A 21,968-nucleotide genomic window follows, 5' to 3' on the forward strand; every position below is an offset into this window, starting at 1 on the left:
ATAGTTTTTAATGGGAGGTGTTTTTTGTTATGATTGCTCTGAGAGAGGAGATAACTCAATTTTTTGATATAGAGGTTTTTTATTTTATGCCTATCCGTGACATTTTAGTTCTCTCCACCGACAGTGGTCTTAAATGTTTTAAAAGAGTAGACTATTCGGTGGAAACGCTTTTGTTTATTCACGGGGGCAAAGAACACCTTGTTTCAAGAGGGTTTATAGACATTGACAGGTTTAACTTGAGCAAAGAAGGTCTACCTTATGTAATGTTAAACGATGAGATTTATGTCCTCACAGACTGGATTGACGCAAGAGAATGTGAACTTGAAAATCCAATAGAACTAAAAGCTGCGACAGAAAAACTTGCTATGATGCACGAAGCATCAATAGGTTATACAAATGTCCCTGAGGGTGCAAGGGTTAGAGATGATTTGGGAAAGCTTCTGACTAAGTTTGAAAAGCGCTGCAACGAATTTTTGCGCATGAGAAAGATGGCAGATAGAAAAAGAAGTATGTTTGATTATGAATATCTTTTTACATACTCATATTATTTTGACCTTGCAAAGGAAGCACTTGAAAAACTTAAAAATTCAAATTATTTAATACTTTGTGATGAGGCAAGAGAAAAAAGAGGTTTTATTCACCGAGACTACTCTTACCACAATATTCTCTACACTCACGATGGTGATGTATATATTATAGACTTTGATTATCTTACCTATGACCTTCGAATAGTTGACCTCACAAGCTTTATGCAAAAGGTATTAAAAAGGATTCACTGGGATATAAAAACAGGTGAGAGCATCTTGAACTGGTACTCAAATGTATCGCCACTGAGCAAAGACGAGCTTGAACTTGTCTATATAATCCTGCTTTTTCCCTACAGATATTGGAAAACATGCAACAGGTATTATAATGGTAAAAAGAGCTGGTCTGAGAAAGCATTTACAAACAAGCTTCATGAAGTTATTGCAGAAAAAGAATTTCACTATGATTTTGTCAGGTGGCTTGAAAAACAGATATAAAAAGAAGGGGCAACAAAACCTGCTGTTTTTTTGAGGTTTTATTGCCCCATGTTTATTTTAGCATTTTTTAAACTGACATCTGTTTATTTTTATAGTATATTATCCTGAGTCCTTCTAATGTCAGAGTAGGATTTACAATCTGAATTGTCTTTGACTCCTCAGCAATAAGCCTTGCAAGACCACCTGTTGCAATGACCTTTGCGTTTGCTTCATCCATCTCTTCTTTTATCCTGTTTACCATGTAATCCACAAGACCAACATAACCATAGAGGATACCAGACTGCATGGCATGTACAGTGTTTTTGCCAATTACGCTTGGTGGCTTTTGAAGTTCTATTCTGTGAAGTCTACTTGCATGAGAAAAAAGAGCCTCTGCAGAAATTTTAATACCGGGAGCAATCGCACCACCCAAATATTCTGATTTTCTTGAGAGTGCACAGAAGGTTGTTGCTGTTCCAAAATCAATTATTACTGCAGGACCTCCATAAAGTTCATTTGCTGCAACAGCGTTGACAATTCTGTCTGAGCCAACCTCTTTCGGGTTTTCAGTTTTTATATTAAGGCCTGTTTTAATGCCGGGACCTACCACCATAGGGTTTGTGCCAAAATACTTTTGTATTGCTCTTTCAAACGAATACATAATTGGTGGTACAACAGAAGAAATAATAACATCCATTATTTCAGCAGGATTTATACCATTGTAAAAGAGCATTTGTGTCATAAGTATTCCAAACTCATCTGCAGCTTTCTCTTTGTCTGTTTTCATCCTGTAACTTGCTATCAAATCTTTTCCTTTATAAACACCAAACACAATATTGGTATTGCCAATGTCAACAACTAAAAGTTTGTCTTTCATTTTCTCTCACCTATTAAAGAGTTTATTCCACAACAACTGCAGTTCCTGTAACTGAAACCATCAACATACTTCCATTGGCGCCCAAAACTTCATAGTCTATATCAATTCCAACAACTGCATTTGCACCAATTAAAGCTGCTCTGTTTTGAAGTTCTTGCAAAGCTTCTTCTCTTGCCCTTATAAGTTCATTTTCGTATGTTCCAGACCTTCCGCCAAATATGTCTGTGATTGATGCAAAAAAATCTTTTACCAGATTAACACCAACAATTACTTCACTGCTCACAATTCCTTTGTATTCCACAATTTTTTGCCCTCAATAGAGGGAGTTGTTGTAACAATCATCAAAAAAAACCTCCTAAAATTCAAATTCCACATCAGAAAGTCTTTTCTTGAGCTCTTCCATAACTCTTATTTCGTCCTCAGGTGTCTTTGCTTCAAATGTAACAGAAAATCTTACAAAATGTCCTGCGTCATCCCATGGAACTGTTGAGATGCACTTTTCTGTGATTAAGTATTCTGAAAACTCTTCAGCTGTCTCAAACCTTCGGCCATTCTTAATTCCCTTTGGAATCTCAACATACAAATAGAAAGACCCCTTTGGCTTTTGAGCGTCAAAGCCAAGCTCTCTTAATGTTTTCACAAGAAGGTCATGACGGCGTGAATATTTTTCATTGATTTTCTCAGTGATCTCAGGATGCTCCAGTGCATAAATTCCTGCTTTTTGTATAGCCTTGAACTGACCAGAATCGTTGTTGTCTTTGACAGCTGCAAAGGCCTTTACAACAAGCTCATTTCCTGCAACAAATGCAAGTCGCCAGCCGGTCATATTGTACGCTTTAGATAAAGAATGAATCTCAACACCAACTTCTTTTGCCCCTTCAACCGACAAGAAGGATAGTGGCTTGTAACCGTCAAACACCAAAGCTGCATATGCTGCATCGTGCACAACTATGATATTATTTTCGCTTGCGAATTTTACCACCTCTTCAAAAAACTCTTTTGTTGCAACAGCACCGCATGGATTATTAGGATAGTTCAAATACATAAGTTTTGCCCTTTTTCTTATGTCGGCCGGGATTGACGACAAATCTGGTAAAAAATTGTTTTCTTTCAAAAGCGGGACGTTGTACACCTCACCACCAAGCCATTTTGTGATTGTTCCCAAAACAGGATAACCTGGCACAGTCATTATTGTTACATCACCAGGGTTTATAAATGCATAGGGCAAAAGTGCTAATGCTGACTTTGAACCAATTGCATGGTTTACTTCAGTATCCGGGTTAATTCCCTTGACACCGTAAACTCTTTCTAAATACTTTGCGGCTGCTACCTTAAATTCATAAATTCCATTGTCAGCATATCCTCTGTTTTCATCTTTTCCTGCTTCATAGGCAAGTGTTCCAATTATACCCATGTCAGCTTTTTCATCAGGTTCACCGACACCCATATCAATGAGTTCCATGTCAGGGTGAAGCTCTTTTGCTTTTGCCTTTGCTCTTTTAATTTTTTCAAACTTGTAGAGTACTGTTTCTTTACCAAACTTGTTACCGCCAATTCTTTCTGCGAACATGTTTTGAATAAAACTTTCCACCAAAATCCCTCCTTCAAAATTTGGTATAGCATTGTTTTATGGTATTCTGATATTGTTATTATTCACAATTTTATTGCTGATCCAAATCGATAAGGTCAAAAATAGATTTAGTGATATTTTAACATAAAACATCAGATTTATGAAAGGGTAATTTAGTTTCGAAATTTACAGCAAAACTAAACTGATTGTGCAATTTAGAAAATTTATTTTTCACATTTATTAGCAAATTTCATAAAGGCTTTCTAATTGACATACAATACCTACCCATGGTATAAAGAATATCTGAATTCCACATGATACAAAAGAAAAAGGTAAGGGGGTATCTGACATGGAAGTTCTGGAAAGAAAAAATGAAAAAAGATTGAAGATGGACAAAAGTCACATTGCAAAGATATTTTTGACTTTTGTATTTTTTGGAGTTTTAATAGGCGGACTTTTTTATCCGAAAGTAGGTTTGTTTGCATTTGTGTGTATGATAGGTAGCGTTTTGCTAAGCTTGTATAAAGGAAGGTACTGGTGCTACAGGTTTTGTCCGAGAGGAGCGTTTTTAGATGAGTTTGTTGCAAAGGCAAGCTTCAATAAAAATATTCCTTCAGTTTTAAAATCAAAGGTTGCAAAAGCATTTATGCTTACATTTTTTGTTGTGATGATGAGTGCGAATGCTTTATTGAGTTGGGGAGATTTGGAGAGGTTCGGAAAAGGTGTTGTGATGCTTTTATGGGTTACAACTTTGATTGGAATAATTTTGGGAATTTTGTTTAGAGCAAGAACATGGTGTGTTTTATGTCCGATGGGGACAGTCAGCGGAGTTGTGGGCAAAAAAAGAGGGACGCTCAAGATAGATGCCCAAAAATGTGTCAGTTGCAAGCTTTGCAACAAAAATTGTCCGATGGAAGTAGAAGTTTGTTATTTCAAAGAAAATGGAAACATTGAAAGTGTAAACTGTATAAGATGCGAAAGCTGCGCAGTAATATGTCCTAAAAATGCAATTGAAATAGCTTGAGTAAAAGGCGGGCACCAATTTTTTAAAATATGCCTGCCTTTTGTGTTTTAAAAAATTTTTTGTTCCCCATTGATTTGGAAATGAGGTTGGAATATAATATATTGTGCTAGACGAAAAATAACGACACAATATATAGTGGTTATTGATTCATCAAAAGACTTTTGAGTTTTTAGAAACTTTTAAATTCTGAAAAAGCAATTGAAGGGAGAAAGATACCGATGATTACAAAGGTTATGAAAAGGGATGGGACAATAGTTGACTTTGACAGAAAGAAAATAGAAAATGCAATCTTTAAGGCTGCAAAGGCCGTTGGTGGTTCTGACTACTCAATTGCTGAAAAGCTCACAGACCAAGTTATTGAAATCTTAGAACAAAAATTCGGCTATTCAATTCCGCATGTAGAGGATATTCAGGATATAGTGGAAAAGGTTTTAATTGAAAACGGTCATGCAAAGACAGCAAAAGCTTACATTCTCTACAGAAAACAGCATCAGGATATGAGAGAGTTCAAAAATCTCTTTTTGGACATTGAAAACACAGTTGACCAGTACATCGGAAAGATGGACTGGAGAGTAAATGAAAACAGCAACATGAGCTATTCACTTCAGGGACTTAACAACCATATATCAACAGCAGTTATTTCAAAGTACTGGCTAAACAAGATATACCCAAAAGAGGTTGCAGAGGCGCATATAAACGGCGATTTTCATCTTCATGATTTAGGTGTGCTTGGAGTATACTGCTGTGGCTGGGATTTGAGAGACCTTCTTTTAAATGGTTTTACTGGAGTTGAAGGAAAGGTTGCATCAAAGCCGGCAAAACATTTTAGAAGTGCTCTTGGCCAGATTGTCAATTTCTTCTATACACTCCAAGGTGAGGCAGCAGGTGCACAGGCATTTTCAAACTTTGATACATACCTTGCACCTTTTATATACTACGACAAGCTCACATACTCTGATGTAAAACAGGCTCTGCAAGAGTTTGTGTTCAATACAAATGTGCCAACAAGGGTGGGGTTTCAGAGTCCGTTTACGAATATAACCTTGGACTTGGTACCTCCTTCCACCTTGAAAGATGAGCCTGTTATCATTGGCGGCAAAATAATGGACAGAACCTACAAAGAGTTTCAGCGCGAGATGGATATGTTCAACATGGCATTTGCTGAGGTCATGATGGAAGGGGACGCAAAGGGAAGAATATTCTCATTCCCAATACCCACATACAACATCACAAAGGACTTCGACTGGAACAGCCCGGTTGTAAACAAGATAATGGAGATGACAGCAAAGTATGGTCTCCCTTACTTCAGCAACTTTGTAAATTCGGATATGAAACCCGAAGATGCCAGAAGTATGTGTTGTAGGTTAAGATTGGATAATCGCGAGCTCAGAAAACGTGGCGGTGGGCTTTTTGGTGCAAATCCGCTGACGGGTTCAATTGGTGTTGTTACAATTAACCTGCCAAGAATAGGGTACCTGTCAAAGTCCGAAGATGAATATTTTGAAAGATTAGCAAGGCTCATGGACATTGCAAAGACAAGCCTTGAGATAAAAAGAGAGGTATTAGAAGATCTTACCAAAAAAGGACTTTATCCGTATTCAAGATTTTACCTGCGCGACATCTATGCACGCTATGGTGAGTATTGGAAGAATCACTTCAATACAATTGGAATTGTTGGAATGCACGAAAGCCTGTTGAATTTCATGGGCGTTGGTATTGATACAAAAGAGGGAAGAGAGTTTGCTATAAAAGTGCTTGACTTTATGAGAGAAAGAATAAGAAAGTACCAAGAAGAAACAGGTATTCTTTACAATCTTGAGGCAACACCTGCAGAAGGAACATCATACAGGCTTGCAAGAAAAGATAAGCAAATGTTCCCGGACATAATTACATCAGGCAAGGACGAGCCATTTTACACAAACTCAACCCAGCTCCCTGTTGATTATACAGATGATATATTTACAGCTTTGGACCATCAAGAAGAGCTTCAGATTCGCTACACAGGCGGAACTGTTTTGCACGGCTTTGTTGGTGAGAAGATTGATGATATTGAGGTTTGCAAAGAGATAGTCAAAAAGATTGCGTACAATTATAGAATCCCATACTACACAATAACACCGACTTTCTCTGTATGCCCAGACCACGGATATGTTGCAGGTGAACACTTTAGCTGTCCAACATGTGGCAAGGAATGTGAGGTTTACTCAAGAGTTGTTGGATACTACAGACCTGTCCAGTGCTGGAACAAAGGCAAGCAGGAAGAGTTTAAGTTTAGGAAAGAGTATAAGATTGCTGTGAGAAGGTAAAGATGAGAACTTTACTTTAAAAACAAAGAGAGCTAATCAGATGTGTTTTTTCACACACTGATTAGCTCTTTTTCATATTTCGACTTTTTATTTTTATATCAATTATGAGGACTGCTGCTATTGATAAAATTATTATGGTTATTGCTAACAGAATATAAGCCAACAAGATTTTGGGTTTATAGTTTACTAATACCACTGCTATGATAGCGCAGGCTATAAACCATGATATTTTGGACATATTCCACATTTTAAGTTTAACAGGGATATTTGTAGTAAAATTTTTGACAATGGATTCAAAAAATAAAATACCGCTTATACTAACAATTAAAAATATTTCAATAAATAACATATTCTTCGATGTTATTGAAAAATATATTCCAAAGATTAATAATAGAATTTGTGTTGTCCATACAAATATTCTCAACAGTTTTACTATAGAACTTTTAGAAAGCTTTTGGTTTCTCAAATTTCTCAGTCCCCTCGAGATTTTTATTTTGCAGGTTTTTAGATATTAATTTGTGGATTAATTTATCTGCTATCAACACCAGATAAAACAACAAACCACTAATTGGGATACCAAAAAGGTAGAAGAAGTTTTTAGTTTCGATTGTTTTCAGGATGAAAATTAATGCTGCTGTACAAGAAGAAATTAATAACGCTATTCTAGTTAGTCTCCAAGATCTTAAAAAGTCAGGTTTTGCTTGAATACCAAATTGTTTCCATACTTCCTCAAATCCCTGTCTTCCAATAAGCAATGCTAATTCGGGTAAAAACAAATAGATAACTAAAACGCTTAACATTAATAGTAGACCACCAATTGATTTATTAATAATGGAAAGAATAGTACCCCCGATAAAACCAATAAAAGCTGGAACTAAAGCAAAATATTTAAAAAAAGACTCGAATATCTTGCTAATTAATTTCATAGTATCTCTTCCTTTATAAAGTGATTTTACAAATTATTTAAATTACCATCTAATATCTATTATTGCGGCACCACCTATCCCAAGAGTTCCACCTAATTTAAACTTAATTCCATTTTTACCAGCCTCGACTTTAAACTCTCCACCTCTACCAGCATTTAAAGAACCGCCTACTTCTACAGAAACTCCGCCAATTTTGACTCCAATGGTGTTTTTCCAATCAATTAAATATGCTCCGACTTTTCCATTAAAACCAAAATTAGCATCTTTAAAATTTATTTCTGCTTTTCCACCAATTTCAGCTTTGCCCTGAGCAAGTGCAGTGTTCCAAGAAACAGGTCCAACTCCTACTGAAGCCTTTGCTTCAACTAATGTGGCTCCTGCTTTTGCTTCTACACCAATTTTTTGGGTATTTGCTTGAGCAGATAATTTTGTTTCAGTTTTAAGTACACTTCCAGATGCATTGTAATTTATCGCACCAGATTTTCCACCACCACTTACACTTAATGGAAAAGTGATAGTTTGATTATTTTTAGAGGAACCTGCATAAGCATAAACTGCATGCATATTAACCATCCTCCCTTATTTTAACATTTTTCTAAATTCAATTTCAACTTCATTTTCAAAACCTCTAAATAAAATTTTTTCAATATCTTCATTATTAAAAAAGAAATTAAAGTCGGATGCTATATTACCTTCAGGCCATAGGCATCCTACATAATCAAATTCCTTTTGGGTTTTTACATTAATTTGTTTTCTACCAAAAATCATTAAAGGTTTACTACCATTTTTAAGAATAACAACGCTTCCTAATGGTAGCCACTTTTCTATTTTCATTCACCCCACTTTTATGTAATAAATTTCTTTGTTTTCATAATATCAAAAAAAAAAAACAATTCATGTAACTAACAAAAATATTTAATTTTTATGCAAACTTATTATGCAAAATATATAAAAATTGAAACTAAAAAGTCTATTTTACTTAATCCCTTTTTGTTGATATAATAAAATCAAAATCTTAGGGATTGGAAAGGAGAGAGAAGGTGTATTACATAGGAATTGACCTTGGAGGAACAAACATTGCAGCAGGAATTGTTGATGAGGAAGGAAAAATCATAAAAAAGGGATCTGTTCCAACAGGGGCACATAGGCACTACACAGAGATTATGAAAGACATGGCAGAGCTAAGTTTAAATCTTGTAAAAGAGTGTGGGCTTTCTCTGGATGACATTCACTCGGTTGGTATTGGAAGCCCGGGTGCACCTGACAATGAAAAGGGAATGATTCTTTACAGCAACAACATTGCTTTTTTAAATGTTCCAATGAGAGATGAGATACAAAAATACATTCCAAAGCCTGTAAACATAGAAAATGATGCAAACTGTGCTGCTTATGGAGAATATGTTGCAGGCGGTGCAAAAGGAGCAAGGATTTCTGTAACAATTACACTTGGAACAGGAATTGGCGGTGGAATTATAATTGATGGCAGAATTTACACAGGTTCGCACCATGCAGGTGCTGAGCTTGGACACATGGTAATTTGTGTTGATGGCGAGCAATGCACATGTGGAAGAAAAGGCTGCTGGGAAGCGTATGCATCTGCAACAGCTCTTATTCGCATGACAAGAGAGGCTGCAGCAAGGAATATAAATGGTACTATTATGAAACTTGTAAATGGGGATATTTCTAAAATTGATGCAAAAACAGCTTTTGATGCAAAGCGGATGGGAGACAGCATTGGTGCAGAAATTGTTGATAAATATGTAAAATACCTTGCTGAAGGTCTTGCAAACATCTGCAATATATTTGAACCAGAGGTTATATGTATAGGCGGTGGAGTTAGCAAAGAAGGTGAGTATCTTTTAGAACCTGTGAGAAAGCTTGTGTATGAAAAATTCTACTGCAAACAGGTTCCAATGCCCAAAATTATTCCTGCCGTTTTGGGAAATGATGCAGGTATAATTGGGGCAGCTCTTTTAGCAAAGCAGCTGTAGAACATAAAGATTATAGTTTAATAGTTGGGGGAGTTAAAAATGAAGATTGAAAATGGGAGCAAACTTCTTTTCATAGGTGATTCAATTACAGACTGTGGCAGAGCAAGACCTGTTGGAGAAGGTCTTCACTGGAATAACCTTGGCAACGGATATGTTTCTATTGTACAAGCACAGATTCTTACAAAGTACCCAGAAAGCAGAATAAGAGTTATCAATATGGGTGTTGGAGGAGATACAGTAAGGCATCTCAAAGCGCGTTGGCAGACAGATGTTTTAGATTTAAAACCTGACTGGCTTTCTATCATGATAGGTATAAATGATGTTTGGAGACAGTTTGACAATCCACTTATTCCAGAGTGCCATGTGTATTTAGATGAGTACAAATCTACCTTGGATGAGCTTATAAATCTTACAAAGCCAAACTTAAAAGGACTTGTTTTGATGTCACCATTTATTATAGAGGACAACAAAGAGGATGCAATGAGGAAAAAGATTGATGAGTACAGGTTTGCAATGAAAGAAATAGCTCAAAAACACGGTGCTATATTCGTAGATGTTCAGGAAGAGTTTGATAATTTCTTAAAACATTATCATTCATATGCACTTGCGCTTGACAGAATCCATCCAAATCTCACAGGCCATATGATTATAGCCAATGCGTTTTTAAAAGCAATAGAGTTTTAAATAAACAAAAAAGGCAGGCTCACTAGAACTTTGAATCTTTGCCTGCCTTTTTAAGTTTTTTATGCAAGTTTAGTCTGGGATTTCAACCCTTTTTATATGCCAAATTTCATCAGCATACTTTTGAATGGTGTTGTCACTTGAAAAAATTCCAGATGCTCCTATGTTGATTATCATCATTTTTCGCCAGCGTTTTGTATCTCTATAAATCTTATCAATCTTCATTTGAGCCTCATGATAAGAGTCAAAATCTTTCAATACAAAATATTCATCATTGTATGTTATCAAGTGATTATAAATATCCATAAACTCACCAGGCGGCACATCAAAAAAGTTTCCAATCAGCTGGTCAATAATTTTTCGGATTCTCAAATCCTTTTGATAAAGCTGAGTTGCACTATACCCTCCATTTTTATAATAATCTAAAACCTCCTCAGCACGAAGACCAAATATTATAATGTTCTCATCACCAACAGCCTCTTTTATCTCCACATTTGCACCGTCCAATGTTCCAATGGTAATTGCACCGTTCATCATAAACTTCATGTTCCCTGTACCAGATGCTTCTTTTGAGGCGGTTGATATTTGTTCTGAGACATCAGCTGCAGGGATAATCTTTTCAGCTAAAGATACGCAATAGTTTTCAAGAAACACAACTTTGAGCTTGTCTTTTACATCTGGGTCTTTATTGACTTTGTCTGCGATTGAGTTAATGAGTTTTATAATTTTTTTTGCAAGTATATAACCTGGTGCTGCCTTTGCTGCAAAGATAAAGGTTCGCGGATAAATATCCAAGCCGGGATTTTCTTTTAGCATATTGTAAAGATGCAAAATATGAAGAGCGTTCAGAAGTTGGCGTTTGTAAGCATGAAGCCTTTTTGCCTGCACATCAAATATTGAGCGCGGGTCAACCACAATGTTGTATTTTTCTTTTATATACTTTGCAAGCTTCACTTTGTTGTTAAATTTAATGTTAGCAGCAAGTTCCTGTGTGAGCTTATCTTCTGCAAAATCTTTGAATCTGAGCATAAGCATTGGTTCTTTTATCCACCTGTCTGTCTGCAATGTTTCCGAGATAAGCCTTGCTAAGTCCGGGTTTGCTTCAACAAGCCATCTTCTGTGGGTAATACCATTTGTCTTGCTGTTAAACTTTTCGGGATAAAGTGTATAAAAACATTTTAGTACTTCATTCTTCAAAATCTCTGTGTGAAGCTTAGAAACCCCGTTTACAGAGCTACTACCAATAACAGCCAAGTGTGCCATGTTTATTTGACCGTCATGTATGATAGCAATATTACAGACATTTTGCCAATCACCGTTTGTTTTTTCAAGCATCTCGCCACAAAATCTTCTATTTATTTCTTCAATAATTGTATATATCCTTGGAAGAAGAGTTTTTACCATATCAATTGGCCACTTTTCAAGTGCTTCTACCATTATGGTATGATTAGTGTAAGCAACAGTTTTCGTTGTTATATCCCATGCATCTTCCCATGGAAGACCTTCTTCATCAATCAATATTCTCATAAGTTCTGGTATAACAAGTGCCGGGTGGGTGTCATTAATTTGAATCATTACATAATTTGGAAGTTCATAAATTGGCTTTCCACGTTTTTTGAATGTCCTTATTATACTCTGAACTCCTGCTGATACAAAAAAGTATTCCTGTTTGAGCCTCAAAATCCTGTTTTGCTCGTTTGTGTCGTCTGGATATAAAACCTGTGTAATTGACTGCACCATATACCTGTATTCCACCGCTTTGATATAGTCACCTCTTGAAAATGATGCAAAATCAAATACATTTTCAAACGGTTCTGCACTCCAGAGTCTTAAAGTATTGACTGTATTACAACCATATCCAATTATAGGGATATCATAAGGTATTGCCCAAACGGGTTCATAGTTTTCATGAAAAGCTTTTAGTTTGCCATCAACAATGTCAAAACGCACTGTTCCACCAAACTTTACAATACAGGCTCTATCACTTCTTTTTACTTCCCACACATATTCTTCTGCAAGCCAGTTATCGGGCACTTCTACTTGATACCCATTTTGAATCTTTTGTTCAAAAAGACCATATCGATACCTTATTCCGTTCCCATGACCGGGAAGACCCATTGATGCCATAGAGTCTAAAAAACATGCAGCAAGCCTTCCAAGCCCACCATTTCCAAGTCCTGGTTCCCTTTCTGCCTCTTCGATGTCTTCAAGAGTTATACCAAGTTCGTTTAAAGCTTCTTTGCATACATCACGGATTCCCAAGTTTATCAGGTTGTTGACAAGAAGTTTTCCAAGCAAAAACTCGATTGAAAAGTAATACACTTGTTTGACATCATTTTGCTTGTAGTACTTGTTTGTCTGAAGCCATCTCTCAAAAGAATATTCCTTTATAACCTCGCCAAGAGCAAGGTATTGCTGATAAGTTGTTGCTTCTTTCGGGTCAATTGCAAACATGGATATAATCTTTCGCTGAAAATCCTGTTTTATCTTTTCTTTAAGTTCCTGTTTCGAAAGTCCTTTAATTCCGCCTATCATAAATAATTTTCCTCCTGAGTTTGGATTTATGAGTTTAAAAGGTTTTCATAAACCTTTTGATATTCGCAGGCAGAAGCATTCCAAGAATTGTCTCTTGTCATTGCCTGATGAACGATAGACCTCCACTGAGCTTTGTCGGGATATATGGAAAGTGCATATTTTATGATAGCAAAAAGTTCTGAAGGATCATAGTTTGCAAAAGAGAATCCCCAGCCCTCACCTGTAAACTGATTATAAGGTTTTACTGTATCTTTGAGTCCACCTGTCTCTCTGACAATGGGCACACTTCCATACCTCATAGCAATCAGCTGTGATATTCCACATGGCTCTGTCAAAGATGGCATAAGGTACATATCAGAGCCGGCATAAATTTTTCGTGCAAGTTCTTCGCTGTAACATATATTTGCTGAAACCTTCGAAGGAAATGCAAGAGCATAATGTCTGAACATTTGTTCATAGTGATAATCACCAGCACCTAAAATTACTAACTGTATAGGGAGTGTTAAAATTTTACTTAAAATTCTTTCAATTAAATCAATGCCTTTTTCTTTAATAAGACGAGAGACCATACCAATTACCACTATTTCATCAGAAACTGGAAGGTTCAGCATTTGCTGAAGTTTAAACTTGTTTTCCTTTTTACGGTTTTCAAATGTATTTGAATCATAATTTACAAAGATAAATTTGTCGGTTGCAGGATTGTAAACATCATAGTCAATTCCGTTAACAATGCCTATTAATTTTTCTCCAATCCCAGACAAAAGTCCATGTAGTCCTTCACCGTAAGAAAGTGTTCTAATTTCGTTTGCATATGTTTTGCTCACAGTAACTACCTTATCAGAATAAATTATACCCCCTTTCAAAAATGAAATTGCATCATAGTACTTGAGTTTGTTTTCATCAAAGTATTCATCAGTAAGGGAAAGAAGATCATACATAACTTCTTTTGGAAAGATACCCTGATATTTTAAATTGTGTATAGTGAGAACTGTTTTTATTTTCTGATGTTTTTCTGAGTGCATATAATGAGCTTTAAGTAAAACTGGGATTATACTTGTGTGCCAGTCATTAACATGAATGATGTCAACATCAAAGTCAAGATGATATACAGCTTCACATACAGCCCTTGAAAAGAAAGAAAATCTTTCTCCGTCATCGAAGTAGCCATAATATCCCGGTCTTTTGAAATAATATTCGTTGTCTATAAAATAAAATGGTATGCCGTCCAGGTTCAAGTACTCAATACCACAGTACTGATTTCGCCAGCCAACAGGGACGGTAAAATGACAGAGATGTTTCATCTTTGTTGAAAAGTCAGGGCTAATATCAGCATACTTTGGCATAATAACTCTGACATCAATCCCAAGTTTTCTCAATGCTTTTGGCAGAGAATATGCTACATCTGCAAGACCTCCACTTTTAGCAAAAGGAAAGGCTTCTGCTGCTGCAAACAGAACTTTCATATTCTTTTCACCTCTTTTAACTGGCTTAAATTTATAAAACTTTGCTTTTCCATAACAAGAGGGTTTTTGTTATGTCCAATCAAGGTAGCATTTTCATCTATCACAACATTCTTGTCTAAAATTACATTTTTCAAAATAGCCCCGTTTTTAATAATACATTTTGAAAATATTATGCTATTTTCAACAATTGTATCTTTTTCTATAATAACGCCTCTTGAGATTATGCTATTTTTCACCTTACCAGCAATAAGACATCCGTTTGATATAAATGAATTTTCAACTTCACATGTGGAAAAATACCTTGTTGGTGGCGAGTCATTGGACTTTGTATAAATGGGTCTTTGCTTTGAAAAAAGTTCACGCTGGATATCAACATTTAACATGTCCATTGATACTTTAAAGTAGGAGGAGATAGAATTTATACATCCTACATATCCTTTGAACTCATAAGCTTTTAAGTTAATATTCTGGACATTTTTGTAGATAAAGTCTCTAAATGTTGTGCAGTTGCCATTTTCAAGACATGTCAAAATACAATCAATTAAAAATTCTTTGCTGAGTACAAACATATCCAAAGATATATTAACAGTTGTGCGTCTTCCTATGTTTTTCCCAACTCCCATTACATTTGAATTCTGGTCAATTATCAAAGTAGGAAGCTCAAGAAAAAATTCATCTTCATTTGCTATTTTTTTATATACAACTGTTACCTCGGCACCACTTTCTTCATGGAATTTTGCTACGTCTTCAAAATCTATATTGCAAATCATATAAGATGAAGCAAAAATTACCATTTCTTTTTTACTGCGAAGTAAAAATTCCATATTACTTTTCAAAAGTTTTATGTCACTTGTGGAAGGTGGTTCATAGGAATAGTTGAAGATGTAAAGACCATCTACCTTGCGATTCAAATCCCAGGGTTTTCCTGTTCCAACATGGTCTATCAACGACCTTGATTTAGTTGGCACAAGAATTCCTACATTTGTAACACCTGCATTGACAAGATTTGAAAGCACAAAATCGATAACTCTATATCTGCCAAATATAGGAATCGAAGCTAAAGGTCTTGTTGCTGTAAGACTTTTAAGTCTGTTTTCATTTTCTGTAAGGCTCACAATACCTAAGTAGTTTGTAAGCATTTTAATCTCCTCCACTCGATTATTCTGAAATTATGATGTCAGAGGTTACCTTTTTGTTTTCAGGGACAACTGCAATTTTACCCGGTTTTCCAATAACTTTGCAGCCTTTTGTAACTCTTGCCCCTGAACACACAATTGCATTTTCAACGATAGCACCATCTTCGATTGAGGCGCTGCTAAGTAAAACAGAGCTTATAACTTTGGCATTTTGGCCTACGTACACGTTGTATGACAAAACTGAATTATAAACCTCACCCCAGATACTGCAACCTTCTACTACCATCGACTTTTTGACCTTTGCACAAGGGGCTATGTACTGTGGTGGATATGCAATTGATGAGGTATAAACTTTTGTTTCTTCATTATAAAGGTCTAAGGTGCAACTTGGTATATCCAAAAGACACTCTTCATTCAAAAGGTCCATGTTTGCCTCCCAGTAAGACTCAACCGTTCCCACGTCCTTCCAGTAACCTTTGAACCTGTATGCAAATAATTTTTCACCTCCTTTTAACATCTTGGGAATTATATTTTTTCCAAAATCATGTGCAGATTCTTCGTCTTTTGCATCTTCTTTCAGATACTTCTTTAGCTTTTCCCAATTGAAAATATATATTCCCATAGAAGCAAGATTATTTTTAGGATGTTTTGGTTTTTCTTCAAACTCATATATTCTTCCATCTTCTTTTGTATTCATGATGCCAAATCTTGAAGCCTCTTGGATAGGGACTTCAATGCATGCAATTGTCACATCAGCCTTTTTTTCCTTGTGGAATTTGAACATCTCTTGATAGTCCATGATATAGATGTGGTCGCCAGAAAGTACTAAAAGATACTCAGGTGAGAACAACTCCACAAAGTTCATATTTTGGTAGATAGCATCTGCAGTGCCTTTGTACCAATTTCCACCACTGTCATTTGTATGAGGTGGAAGAATATAAACTCCACCTTTTGTACGGTCTAAATCCCATGCAGTTCCAATTCCAATATGGGTGTGCAGTGTAAAAGGCTGGTATTGAGTCAAAACTCCAACAACATCAATAGATGAGTTTGTACAGTTGCTTAGAGTAAAATCAATTATTCGATATTTTCCGCCAAACTCCACAGCAGGCTTTGCATTTGTTTTGGTAAGCTCTTTAAGCCTACTTCCTTGCCCACCGGCTAAAATCATTGCTATAATCTCACGCTTGGGACCGTTCATTTTAATCACCACCCTATGTCTGAATATTGTTGTCATTTTTATTCTTTTCTTCTTGAGTATTGAAAAATTCAACTGGTTTGAAAATCAAACACGAAAGCGCAGGAAGCCTGAATTCTATGCACTGGTTATATCCATGCCATACTTCATCAATTGTTTTAAGTTTTTCTGTGTTTACTATATTATTACCACCAAATTCAGCTTTATCACTGTTAAATACTTCCAAATACATACCCTTTCTTGGCACACCTATTTTGTAATTTTCATATGAAGCAAGACCAAAGTTGCAAATGACAACAAGGAAATCATCAGGGTCTTTTGAAAATCTCAGGTATGAGATAATGCTCTGTTGCCAGTTGTGAACATCTATCCATCTAAAACCATCCATTTTGTGATCAAGCTCCCAAAGAGCTTTGTTTTCTAAGTAGAATCTGTTTAAGGTTTTGACATAGTGCTGAAGCGTTCTGTGCATAGGATAGTCCAAAAGCAGCCAGTCAAGTGATGCATAAAATCTCCATTCAATAAACTGACCAAACTCACCACCCATGAAAAGGAGCTTTTTGCCCGGATGTGTGTACATATAGCCATAAAGAAGTCTTAAGTTTGCAAATTTCTGGTTGTAATCGCCCGGCATCTTGTCAAGCAAAGATTTTTTTCCATGGACAACCTCATCGTGTGAAAACGGCAGAATAAAGTTTTCAGAAAATGCATACATTATAGAAAATGTCAAAAGATTGTGATGATGTTTTCTCTCATCTGGATGTTTTTGCATATACTTTAATGTGTCATTCATCCATCCCATGTTCCACTTGTAGTTAAAGCCAAGCCCTCCGTCGTATGTTGGATATGTGACCAGAGGGAATGCAGTTGACTCTTCGGCAATCATAAGGACATTTGGATGTTTTGAAAATATTGCACAATTTAGCTTTTTTATAAATTCGATTCCTTCTATATTTTCATGCCCGCCATATCTGTTTTTCTGGTTGTTGTTCATGTAAATGATGTGAGAAACAGCGTCTACTCTTATTCCGTCAATATGATATACATCAAACCAAAACATTGCACTTGAGATTAGAAAGCTATGCACTTGTGGTTTTGAAAAATCAAATGTGGCAGTTCCCCATGTGTAGTTTTCTCTCAAAAGTTCATTTTCATATTCGTATAGAAATGTTCCATCAAATCTGTAAAGTCCATGCTCATCTTTGCAAAAATGAGCTGGTACCCAATCAACAATTACTCCAATTCCATTTTGGTGCATAAAATCAATAAAATACATAAAATCTTCAATGTTGCCATAACGTGATGTGAGCGAAAAATATCCTGTTGGCTGATAACCCCATGACATATCAAGAGGGTGTTCCAAAACAGGCAAAAGTTCTATGTAGTTGTAATTCATTTCTTTTAAATAATCTACAAGCATATGAGCAAGCTCACGGTAATTATAAAATTCACCAGCTTTTTCTATACTTCCATCTTTTTTCATTTTCCAAGAGGCAAGATGCACCTCATAGATATTGATGGGTTTGTCATATGGTGGAGTTGTTTTTCTTTTTTCCATCCATTCCTGGTCATGCCACTCATAGTCTGGGATGTTTTTGACAATTGATGCTGTGTTGGGACGAAGCTCAGAGTAAATTGCATACGGGTCAGCTTTTAAAACCCTTTTACCATCAGCGCCAATAATCTCATATTTGTAAAGCTCTCCTTCACCAATACCTTCTACAAACAGCCACCAAAAGCCACTCCCATAAACTCTGATCATTTTGTGTTTTTCGCCACACCAATTATTAAAATTTCCAACAACAGACACGCTTTTAGCATTTGGTGCCCACACACAGAAAACTGTTCCAACCTTGCCTCTATAGTTTACAACTTTGCTTCCTAAAAATTTGTAACTTTCAAAATGCTCACCTGATTCAAATTTTTTTATGTCAGATAGATAAATGGTAGACTTAACTTTTTTTATCATTATGAATAATCACCTCCGAAAAATAATTAGGTACTTGAGATTCAAAGATTGAAGGTACATAGAGAAATAACAGGTTTAAACAAAATGTAATAAGCAATATGATTAAAAATTTTTAACTGGATTATATAAAACAGACAAAAACCAATTTTAATTATAACATTATTGTAAAATTGAAGCAATCAAAAAATTTTTTCATATAAATTTTTTACCCAAAAACAAAGTTTTTGATTATTTTTTCTTCAAATTTGAGATGATATAATAAGATTAAAATTTCAAAAAAGGCTTAATTTTATGGAGAGTGTATAAAAATGGCTAACAATCTACATGAAGGGCACAGAGAAAGACTAAAAAGAAGATTTATTGAACAGGGACTTGATGGGTTTGAAGATCACCAAGTGTTAGAATTACTTTTATTTTTCAGTATTCCAAGAAAAGATACAAATGATATTGCTCACAGGTTAATTTCAACTTTTGGAAGTATATCAAACGTGTTTGAAGCTCATCCAAAAGATCTCCAAAAAGTTAATGGTGTTGGCGAAAATTCTGCCATTTTGATATCTCTTATTTCTCAAATATCAAGGAGGTATCTTGCTGATAAAAATAGAAAAACATTTCAACTTAGGAATGTGGAAGTAGCATCAGAGTACATAAAGAGCTTGTTTGTTGGTAGAAAAAATGAGGTGTTTTATGTTATTTGCCTTGATACGCAGCTGAATGTGATATATTCTGCACCGCTTTTTGAAGGTACAGTTAAAGAAGCAGTAGTATATCCACGAAAAGTTGTTGAGTGTGTTATTCGCTACAACGCAAGCAGTGTAATTTTGGCTCACAATCATCCGGGAGGGTCGGTAAGACCTTCAATGGATGATATCAATACAACTCAAAAAATTGTCAATGCTTTATCGACAATAGGTGTTACTGTCAATGATCATTTTATAGTAGCAGGGGATAAATACTATAGCTTTGCTCAAAATGGGATATTGCCACAACCGCAAATATAAAAATATAATTTGAGGGGCTGCTATGTTGATTTTTTGAACAGCCCCCTGCATAAAATTTCACTTTATCTCAATCCTGCAGCGATTGAAACTGTTAGCTGATGCTGAGGGTCAATTTGATTGTCTTTGTGACGAAGGCCATTTAACGTATACACATCAAAATGTCCATCCATTCCATTTACAATTGTATCAAGGTTTGGACCATAACCATATCCACCGCTTCTGTTTGCAACATTTTGGTTGTAAGGCACACCATCAACTCCTGCATGTGGCATGCCAGAAACTGACACAGCTATTCTTCTTCCTTTTACTTCAAGTATGAACGGACGTCTTTCCCATGTCCAGCTTCCTCCGAATATCTCTTTCATAATTTGAGTATCTTTATAACTCAAAGTTTCTACGTCTGCATGACTTGCACCCATTGTCCTTTTTGCAAAAAAGTATTTTCCCGTTTGAATATCGATAAACTTGCCAACACTGCCGATAGGGAATACATAATTACCCTGCGAAAACCAGTCGAGCATTTCAACTCCATTTTCGTTTGAATGCACAGCAATTGTATGAACAGGCACTTTTAAGGTTTGTCCTACATAGATGTATGAGTTTTCATTCAAATTATTTACCGACATAAGTTCATAGTCTGGTATTCCAAATTTTACCGCAATCGACCATATTGTATCTCCACTTTGCACTTTGTAGTATGAATATGTTACATAATCACCTGATGTATCAACGGGTATAAAAGAGTAAAAGAAGTTGCTTGGTTTTGAATTATCTGTAATATCTTGTTTTATATCTACTGCCCATATTGAAACATAACCGGTTCCTTTCGATGTTAAGATTTTATAAAAATCTAATTGTTTTCCAATAACATTTACAGTTTGCCCTTGAGTAAGATAAAATAGGTTCTGCGAAGATGAAGATGGTGCAGATTTTACATATGTCCACCACTTTATTGTCCCATTAATTTGGACAGGGTTGAGGCTTACTTTTTTTACAATTAACTTTTGTCCCACATAGAGTGTATCGTTTGTAAGATTATTAAAGCTCTTTAATGTTTCAATAGATGTACCGAAGGTTTGAGATAGTATCCAGAGTGAATCACCGCTTTGAACACTGTAGACTATGTAGTTTCCATTTGGCTTGAATATCATTCGTTTTCCAGAGATATAATGTCGAAATTCAAATAAATTTAAATAAGTTTTTAATAGGTTGTTGAATAAAAGAGATAACCATATTAGACAGATACAGTAATGGGTAAAAAAATCCCCCTTGTGATATAATTTTAATTTGTAAAGACCAAACCAACACACAAGGGGGAATAAAGAAATGTCTAAAATTATTAAAGCACAAAATGAAAAATTTTTAAAGCTCCTTTGCATAATAAAAAAGATTGCAGAAACTACAGTCCAAAGAAGGAAAAACAGTAAAAGAGGCAGACCAAGGAAATTTAGTTTGTTTCAAATAATAGCTTGTTTAGTTTACAAGGTCAAAAGAGGAATAGCAAGTTTTAGGGAATTAGAATACAGAATAAATCAAGATACAGAGTTCAAAAAGAGCATAGGATTAGAAAAAAGTCCAGATTATTCATACATAGCAAAATTAGCAGCAAAAATAGAAGAGGATTTATTGCAAGCTATCCGAGACGTGTTAATAGCAGAAATTAATCCAGATGTATCCATAACAATAGTAGATTCAACACCTTTGAGAAGTTCAAAGCAAGACAAAGAAGCAAAGATAGGAATACATGTTACTATAGGTTTTTACAAAGGATATAAATTACATCTTTTGTGTACAGGGAAAGAAGAAGTGATTCCACTTTTCTGGATTTTAACTACAGCAAACAAACATGACTCTACTCAAGAAGAACTTTTGTACAGGGCATGGAATTACAATTCGAAGATATTATTAGCGGATGCAGGATATGACTGTAACAGATGGTTTGATATTGCAAATAGACTTGAAATAAAATTTGTAGCAGGGGTAAATAGAAGGAATATGAGAAATGAGGAAAACGTAAAAAATAGATTTAGGGCAGAGAATATAAAATTTTTAGGTACAGAAGAAGGTAAGAAGTTATATAAACTCAGGATGAAAATAGAAAAACTTTTTAGCAAGTTGAAAGGTGAGTATAACCTTGAGAATATTAGGTTAAGAGGATTTAAAAGTTACAAAAGGCATACCGATTGGATACTAATTACTTTTTTGTTTGAACAGTTTCTCAGAAAATTAGAAGGCAAAAAATTTTCTTTTGCTTATGAATGGAATCAATAATTATTATCTTTTTATTACT

General features: G+C 35.4%; 19 protein-coding genes and 1 pseudogene. 7 read left to right on the forward strand and 13 right to left on the reverse strand.

Annotated features, from left to right (window positions below):
• Window positions 1–29: 29 nt before the first annotated feature.
• The gene (locus tag COB47_RS02400) at window positions 30–1,022 is read left to right on the forward strand and encodes a CotS family spore coat protein (protein ID WP_013289817.1); all 993 of its coding nucleotides are present in this window, start codon (window positions 30–32) and stop codon (window positions 1,020–1,022) included.
• Window positions 1,023–1,089: 67 nt separating this feature from the next.
• On the opposite strand, the gene COB47_RS02405 is transcribed toward COB47_RS02400, so the two are convergent.
• The 3 genes and pseudogenes from COB47_RS02405 to COB47_RS02415 form a co-directional block, all read right to left on the reverse strand.
• On the reverse strand, window positions 1,090–1,878 hold the full coding sequence (locus COB47_RS02405; RefSeq protein WP_013289818.1) for a type III pantothenate kinase: 789 nt from the start codon (window positions 1,876–1,878) through the stop codon (window positions 1,090–1,092).
• Window positions 1,879–1,900: 22 nt separating this feature from the next.
• Window positions 1,901–2,220, reverse strand: a pseudogene (locus tag COB47_RS02410) (heavy metal-binding domain-containing protein).
• Window positions 2,221–2,233: 13 nt separating this feature from the next.
• Complete coding sequence (locus tag COB47_RS02415; protein WP_013289819.1) at window positions 2,234–3,469, reverse strand: LL-diaminopimelate aminotransferase; 1,236 nt, start codon at window positions 3,467–3,469, stop codon at window positions 2,234–2,236.
• A 328-nt stretch (window positions 3,470–3,797) separates the two neighbouring features.
• Here COB47_RS02415 and COB47_RS02420 point away from each other — a divergent pair, with 328 nt between their 5' ends.
• Together COB47_RS02420 and COB47_RS02425 are read left to right on the forward strand one after the other, a co-directional pair.
• Window positions 3,798–4,472 (forward strand): 4Fe-4S binding protein, encoded by a 675-nt coding sequence (locus tag COB47_RS02420; protein ID WP_013289820.1) that lies wholly within the window; start codon window positions 3,798–3,800, stop codon window positions 4,470–4,472.
• A 218-nt stretch (window positions 4,473–4,690) separates the two neighbouring features.
• Entirely contained in the window at window positions 4,691–6,778 is a 2,088-nt protein-coding gene (locus COB47_RS02425) for a ribonucleoside triphosphate reductase (protein ID WP_013289821.1), read from the forward strand.
• A 61-nt stretch (window positions 6,779–6,839) separates the two neighbouring features.
• Here COB47_RS02425 and COB47_RS02430 read toward each other — a convergent pair whose 3' ends face one another.
• From COB47_RS02430 to COB47_RS02445, 4 genes are all read right to left on the reverse strand, one after another.
• The gene (locus COB47_RS02430; protein ID WP_013289822.1) at window positions 6,840–7,244 is read right to left on the reverse strand and encodes a hypothetical protein; all 405 of its coding nucleotides are present in this window, start codon (window positions 7,242–7,244) and stop codon (window positions 6,840–6,842) included.
• The gene (locus tag COB47_RS02435; protein WP_237698982.1) at window positions 7,222–7,578 is read right to left on the reverse strand and encodes a hypothetical protein; all 357 of its coding nucleotides are present in this window, start codon (window positions 7,576–7,578) and stop codon (window positions 7,222–7,224) included. The genes COB47_RS02430 and COB47_RS02435 overlap by 23 nt, the downstream gene beginning before the upstream one ends.
• A gap of 168 nt (window positions 7,579–7,746) precedes the next feature.
• The gene (locus tag COB47_RS02440; protein WP_013289824.1) at window positions 7,747–8,268 is read right to left on the reverse strand and encodes a hypothetical protein; all 522 of its coding nucleotides are present in this window, start codon (window positions 8,266–8,268) and stop codon (window positions 7,747–7,749) included.
• Between the two features lie 15 nt (window positions 8,269–8,283).
• Window positions 8,284–8,538 (reverse strand): DUF4176 domain-containing protein, encoded by a 255-nt coding sequence (locus COB47_RS02445; RefSeq protein WP_013289825.1) that lies wholly within the window; start codon window positions 8,536–8,538, stop codon window positions 8,284–8,286.
• 206 nt (window positions 8,539–8,744) lie between these two features.
• On the opposite strand from COB47_RS02445, the gene COB47_RS02450 reads away from it, so the two are divergent.
• Window positions 8,745–9,695: an ROK family protein gene (locus tag COB47_RS02450; protein ID WP_013289826.1), complete on the forward strand. Its 951-nt coding sequence runs from the start codon at window positions 8,745–8,747 to the stop codon at window positions 9,693–9,695.
• Between the two features lie 39 nt (window positions 9,696–9,734).
• Complete coding sequence (locus COB47_RS02455) at window positions 9,735–10,379, forward strand: SGNH/GDSL hydrolase family protein (RefSeq protein WP_013289827.1); 645 nt, start codon at window positions 9,735–9,737, stop codon at window positions 10,377–10,379.
• Window positions 10,380–10,448: 69 nt separating this feature from the next.
• Here COB47_RS02455 and COB47_RS02460 read toward each other — a convergent pair whose 3' ends face one another.
• From COB47_RS02460 to glgB, 5 genes are read right to left on the reverse strand one after another with little or no spacing between them, the layout of a single operon-like run.
• A complete protein-coding gene (locus tag COB47_RS02460; protein ID WP_013289828.1) occupies window positions 10,449–12,911 on the reverse strand; it encodes a glycogen/starch/alpha-glucan phosphorylase in 2,463 nt (820 codons plus the stop codon).
• 26 nt (window positions 12,912–12,937) lie between these two features.
• Window positions 12,938–14,374 carry a glycogen synthase GlgA gene (gene glgA, locus COB47_RS02465; RefSeq protein ID WP_013289829.1) on the reverse strand — a complete coding sequence of 479 codons (1,437 nt, stop codon included), beginning with the start codon at window positions 14,372–14,374 and terminating at the stop codon, window positions 12,938–12,940.
• On the reverse strand, window positions 14,371–15,513 hold the full coding sequence (glgD, locus tag COB47_RS02470) for a glucose-1-phosphate adenylyltransferase subunit GlgD (protein ID WP_013289830.1): 1,143 nt from the start codon (window positions 15,511–15,513) through the stop codon (window positions 14,371–14,373). The genes glgA and glgD overlap by 4 nt, the downstream gene beginning before the upstream one ends.
• Before the next feature lie 19 nt (window positions 15,514–15,532).
• A complete protein-coding gene (locus COB47_RS02475; protein WP_013289831.1) occupies window positions 15,533–16,711 on the reverse strand; it encodes a glucose-1-phosphate adenylyltransferase in 1,179 nt (392 codons plus the stop codon).
• Between the two features lie 13 nt (window positions 16,712–16,724).
• Window positions 16,725–18,677, reverse strand: a complete 1,953-nt coding sequence (gene glgB / locus COB47_RS02480; RefSeq protein WP_013289832.1) for a 1,4-alpha-glucan branching protein GlgB — start codon at window positions 18,675–18,677, stop codon at window positions 16,725–16,727.
• A gap of 308 nt (window positions 18,678–18,985) precedes the next feature.
• Between glgB and radC the strand changes: the two genes are divergently transcribed.
• On the forward strand, window positions 18,986–19,678 hold the full coding sequence (radC, locus tag COB47_RS02485; protein ID WP_013289833.1) for a RadC family protein: 693 nt from the start codon (window positions 18,986–18,988) through the stop codon (window positions 19,676–19,678).
• A 62-nt stretch (window positions 19,679–19,740) separates the two neighbouring features.
• Here the strand turns inward: radC and COB47_RS02490 are convergent, their stop codons facing one another.
• Window positions 19,741–20,829, reverse strand: a complete 1,089-nt coding sequence (locus COB47_RS02490) for a LysM peptidoglycan-binding domain-containing protein (protein WP_013289834.1) — start codon at window positions 20,827–20,829, stop codon at window positions 19,741–19,743.
• A gap of 175 nt (window positions 20,830–21,004) precedes the next feature.
• Between COB47_RS02490 and COB47_RS02495 the strand changes: the two genes are divergently transcribed.
• A complete protein-coding gene (locus COB47_RS02495) occupies window positions 21,005–21,949 on the forward strand; it encodes an ISNCY family transposase (protein ID WP_013289416.1) in 945 nt (314 codons plus the stop codon).
• The last annotated feature ends 19 nt before the right edge of the window (window positions 21,950–21,968 follow it).

This window comes from Caldicellulosiruptor obsidiansis OB47, assembly GCF_000145215.1.
Lineage (GTDB): Bacteria > Bacillota > Thermoanaerobacteria > Caldicellulosiruptorales > Caldicellulosiruptoraceae > Caldicellulosiruptor > Caldicellulosiruptor obsidiansis.

Bases quoted from the DNA above. Each gene is read 5' to 3' on its own strand.
- COB47_RS02400 (WP_013289817.1), top strand. From the start codon at position 30: ATGATTGCTCTGAGAGAGGAGATAACTCAATTTTTTGATATAGAGGTT.
- COB47_RS02405 (WP_013289818.1), bottom strand. From the start codon at position 1,878: ATGAAAGACAAACTTTTAGTTGTTGACATTGGCAATACCAATATTGTG.
- COB47_RS02420 (WP_013289820.1), top strand. From the start codon at position 3,798: ATGGAAGTTCTGGAAAGAAAAAATGAAAAAAGATTGAAGATGGACAAA.
- COB47_RS02425 (WP_013289821.1), top strand. From the start codon at position 4,691: ATGATTACAAAGGTTATGAAAAGGGATGGGACAATAGTTGACTTTGAC.
- COB47_RS02435 (WP_237698982.1), bottom strand. From the start codon at position 7,578: ATGTTAAGCGTTTTAGTTATCTATTTGTTTTTACCCGAATTAGCATTG.
- COB47_RS02440 (WP_013289824.1), bottom strand. From the start codon at position 8,268: ATGCATGCAGTTTATGCTTATGCAGGTTCCTCTAAAAATAATCAAACT.
- COB47_RS02445 (WP_013289825.1), bottom strand. From the start codon at position 8,538: ATGAAAATAGAAAAGTGGCTACCATTAGGAAGCGTTGTTATTCTTAAA.
- COB47_RS02455 (WP_013289827.1), top strand. From the start codon at position 9,735: ATGAAGATTGAAAATGGGAGCAAACTTCTTTTCATAGGTGATTCAATT.
- COB47_RS02460 (WP_013289828.1), bottom strand. From the start codon at position 12,911: ATGATAGGCGGAATTAAAGGACTTTCGAAACAGGAACTTAAAGAAAAG.
- glgA (WP_013289829.1), bottom strand. From the start codon at position 14,374: ATGAAAGTTCTGTTTGCAGCAGCAGAAGCCTTTCCTTTTGCTAAAAGT.
- glgD (WP_013289830.1), bottom strand. From the start codon at position 15,513: ATGCTTACAAACTACTTAGGTATTGTGAGCCTTACAGAAAATGAAAAC.
- COB47_RS02475 (WP_013289831.1), bottom strand. From the start codon at position 16,711: ATGAACGGTCCCAAGCGTGAGATTATAGCAATGATTTTAGCCGGTGGG.
- glgB (WP_013289832.1), bottom strand. From the start codon at position 18,677: ATGATAAAAAAAGTTAAGTCTACCATTTATCTATCTGACATAAAAAAA.
- radC (WP_013289833.1), top strand. From the start codon at position 18,986: ATGGCTAACAATCTACATGAAGGGCACAGAGAAAGACTAAAAAGAAGA.
- COB47_RS02490 (WP_013289834.1), bottom strand. From the start codon at position 20,829: ATGATATTCAAGCCAAATGGAAACTACATAGTCTACAGTGTTCAAAGC.
- COB47_RS02495 (WP_013289416.1), top strand. From the start codon at position 21,005: ATGTCTAAAATTATTAAAGCACAAAATGAAAAATTTTTAAAGCTCCTT.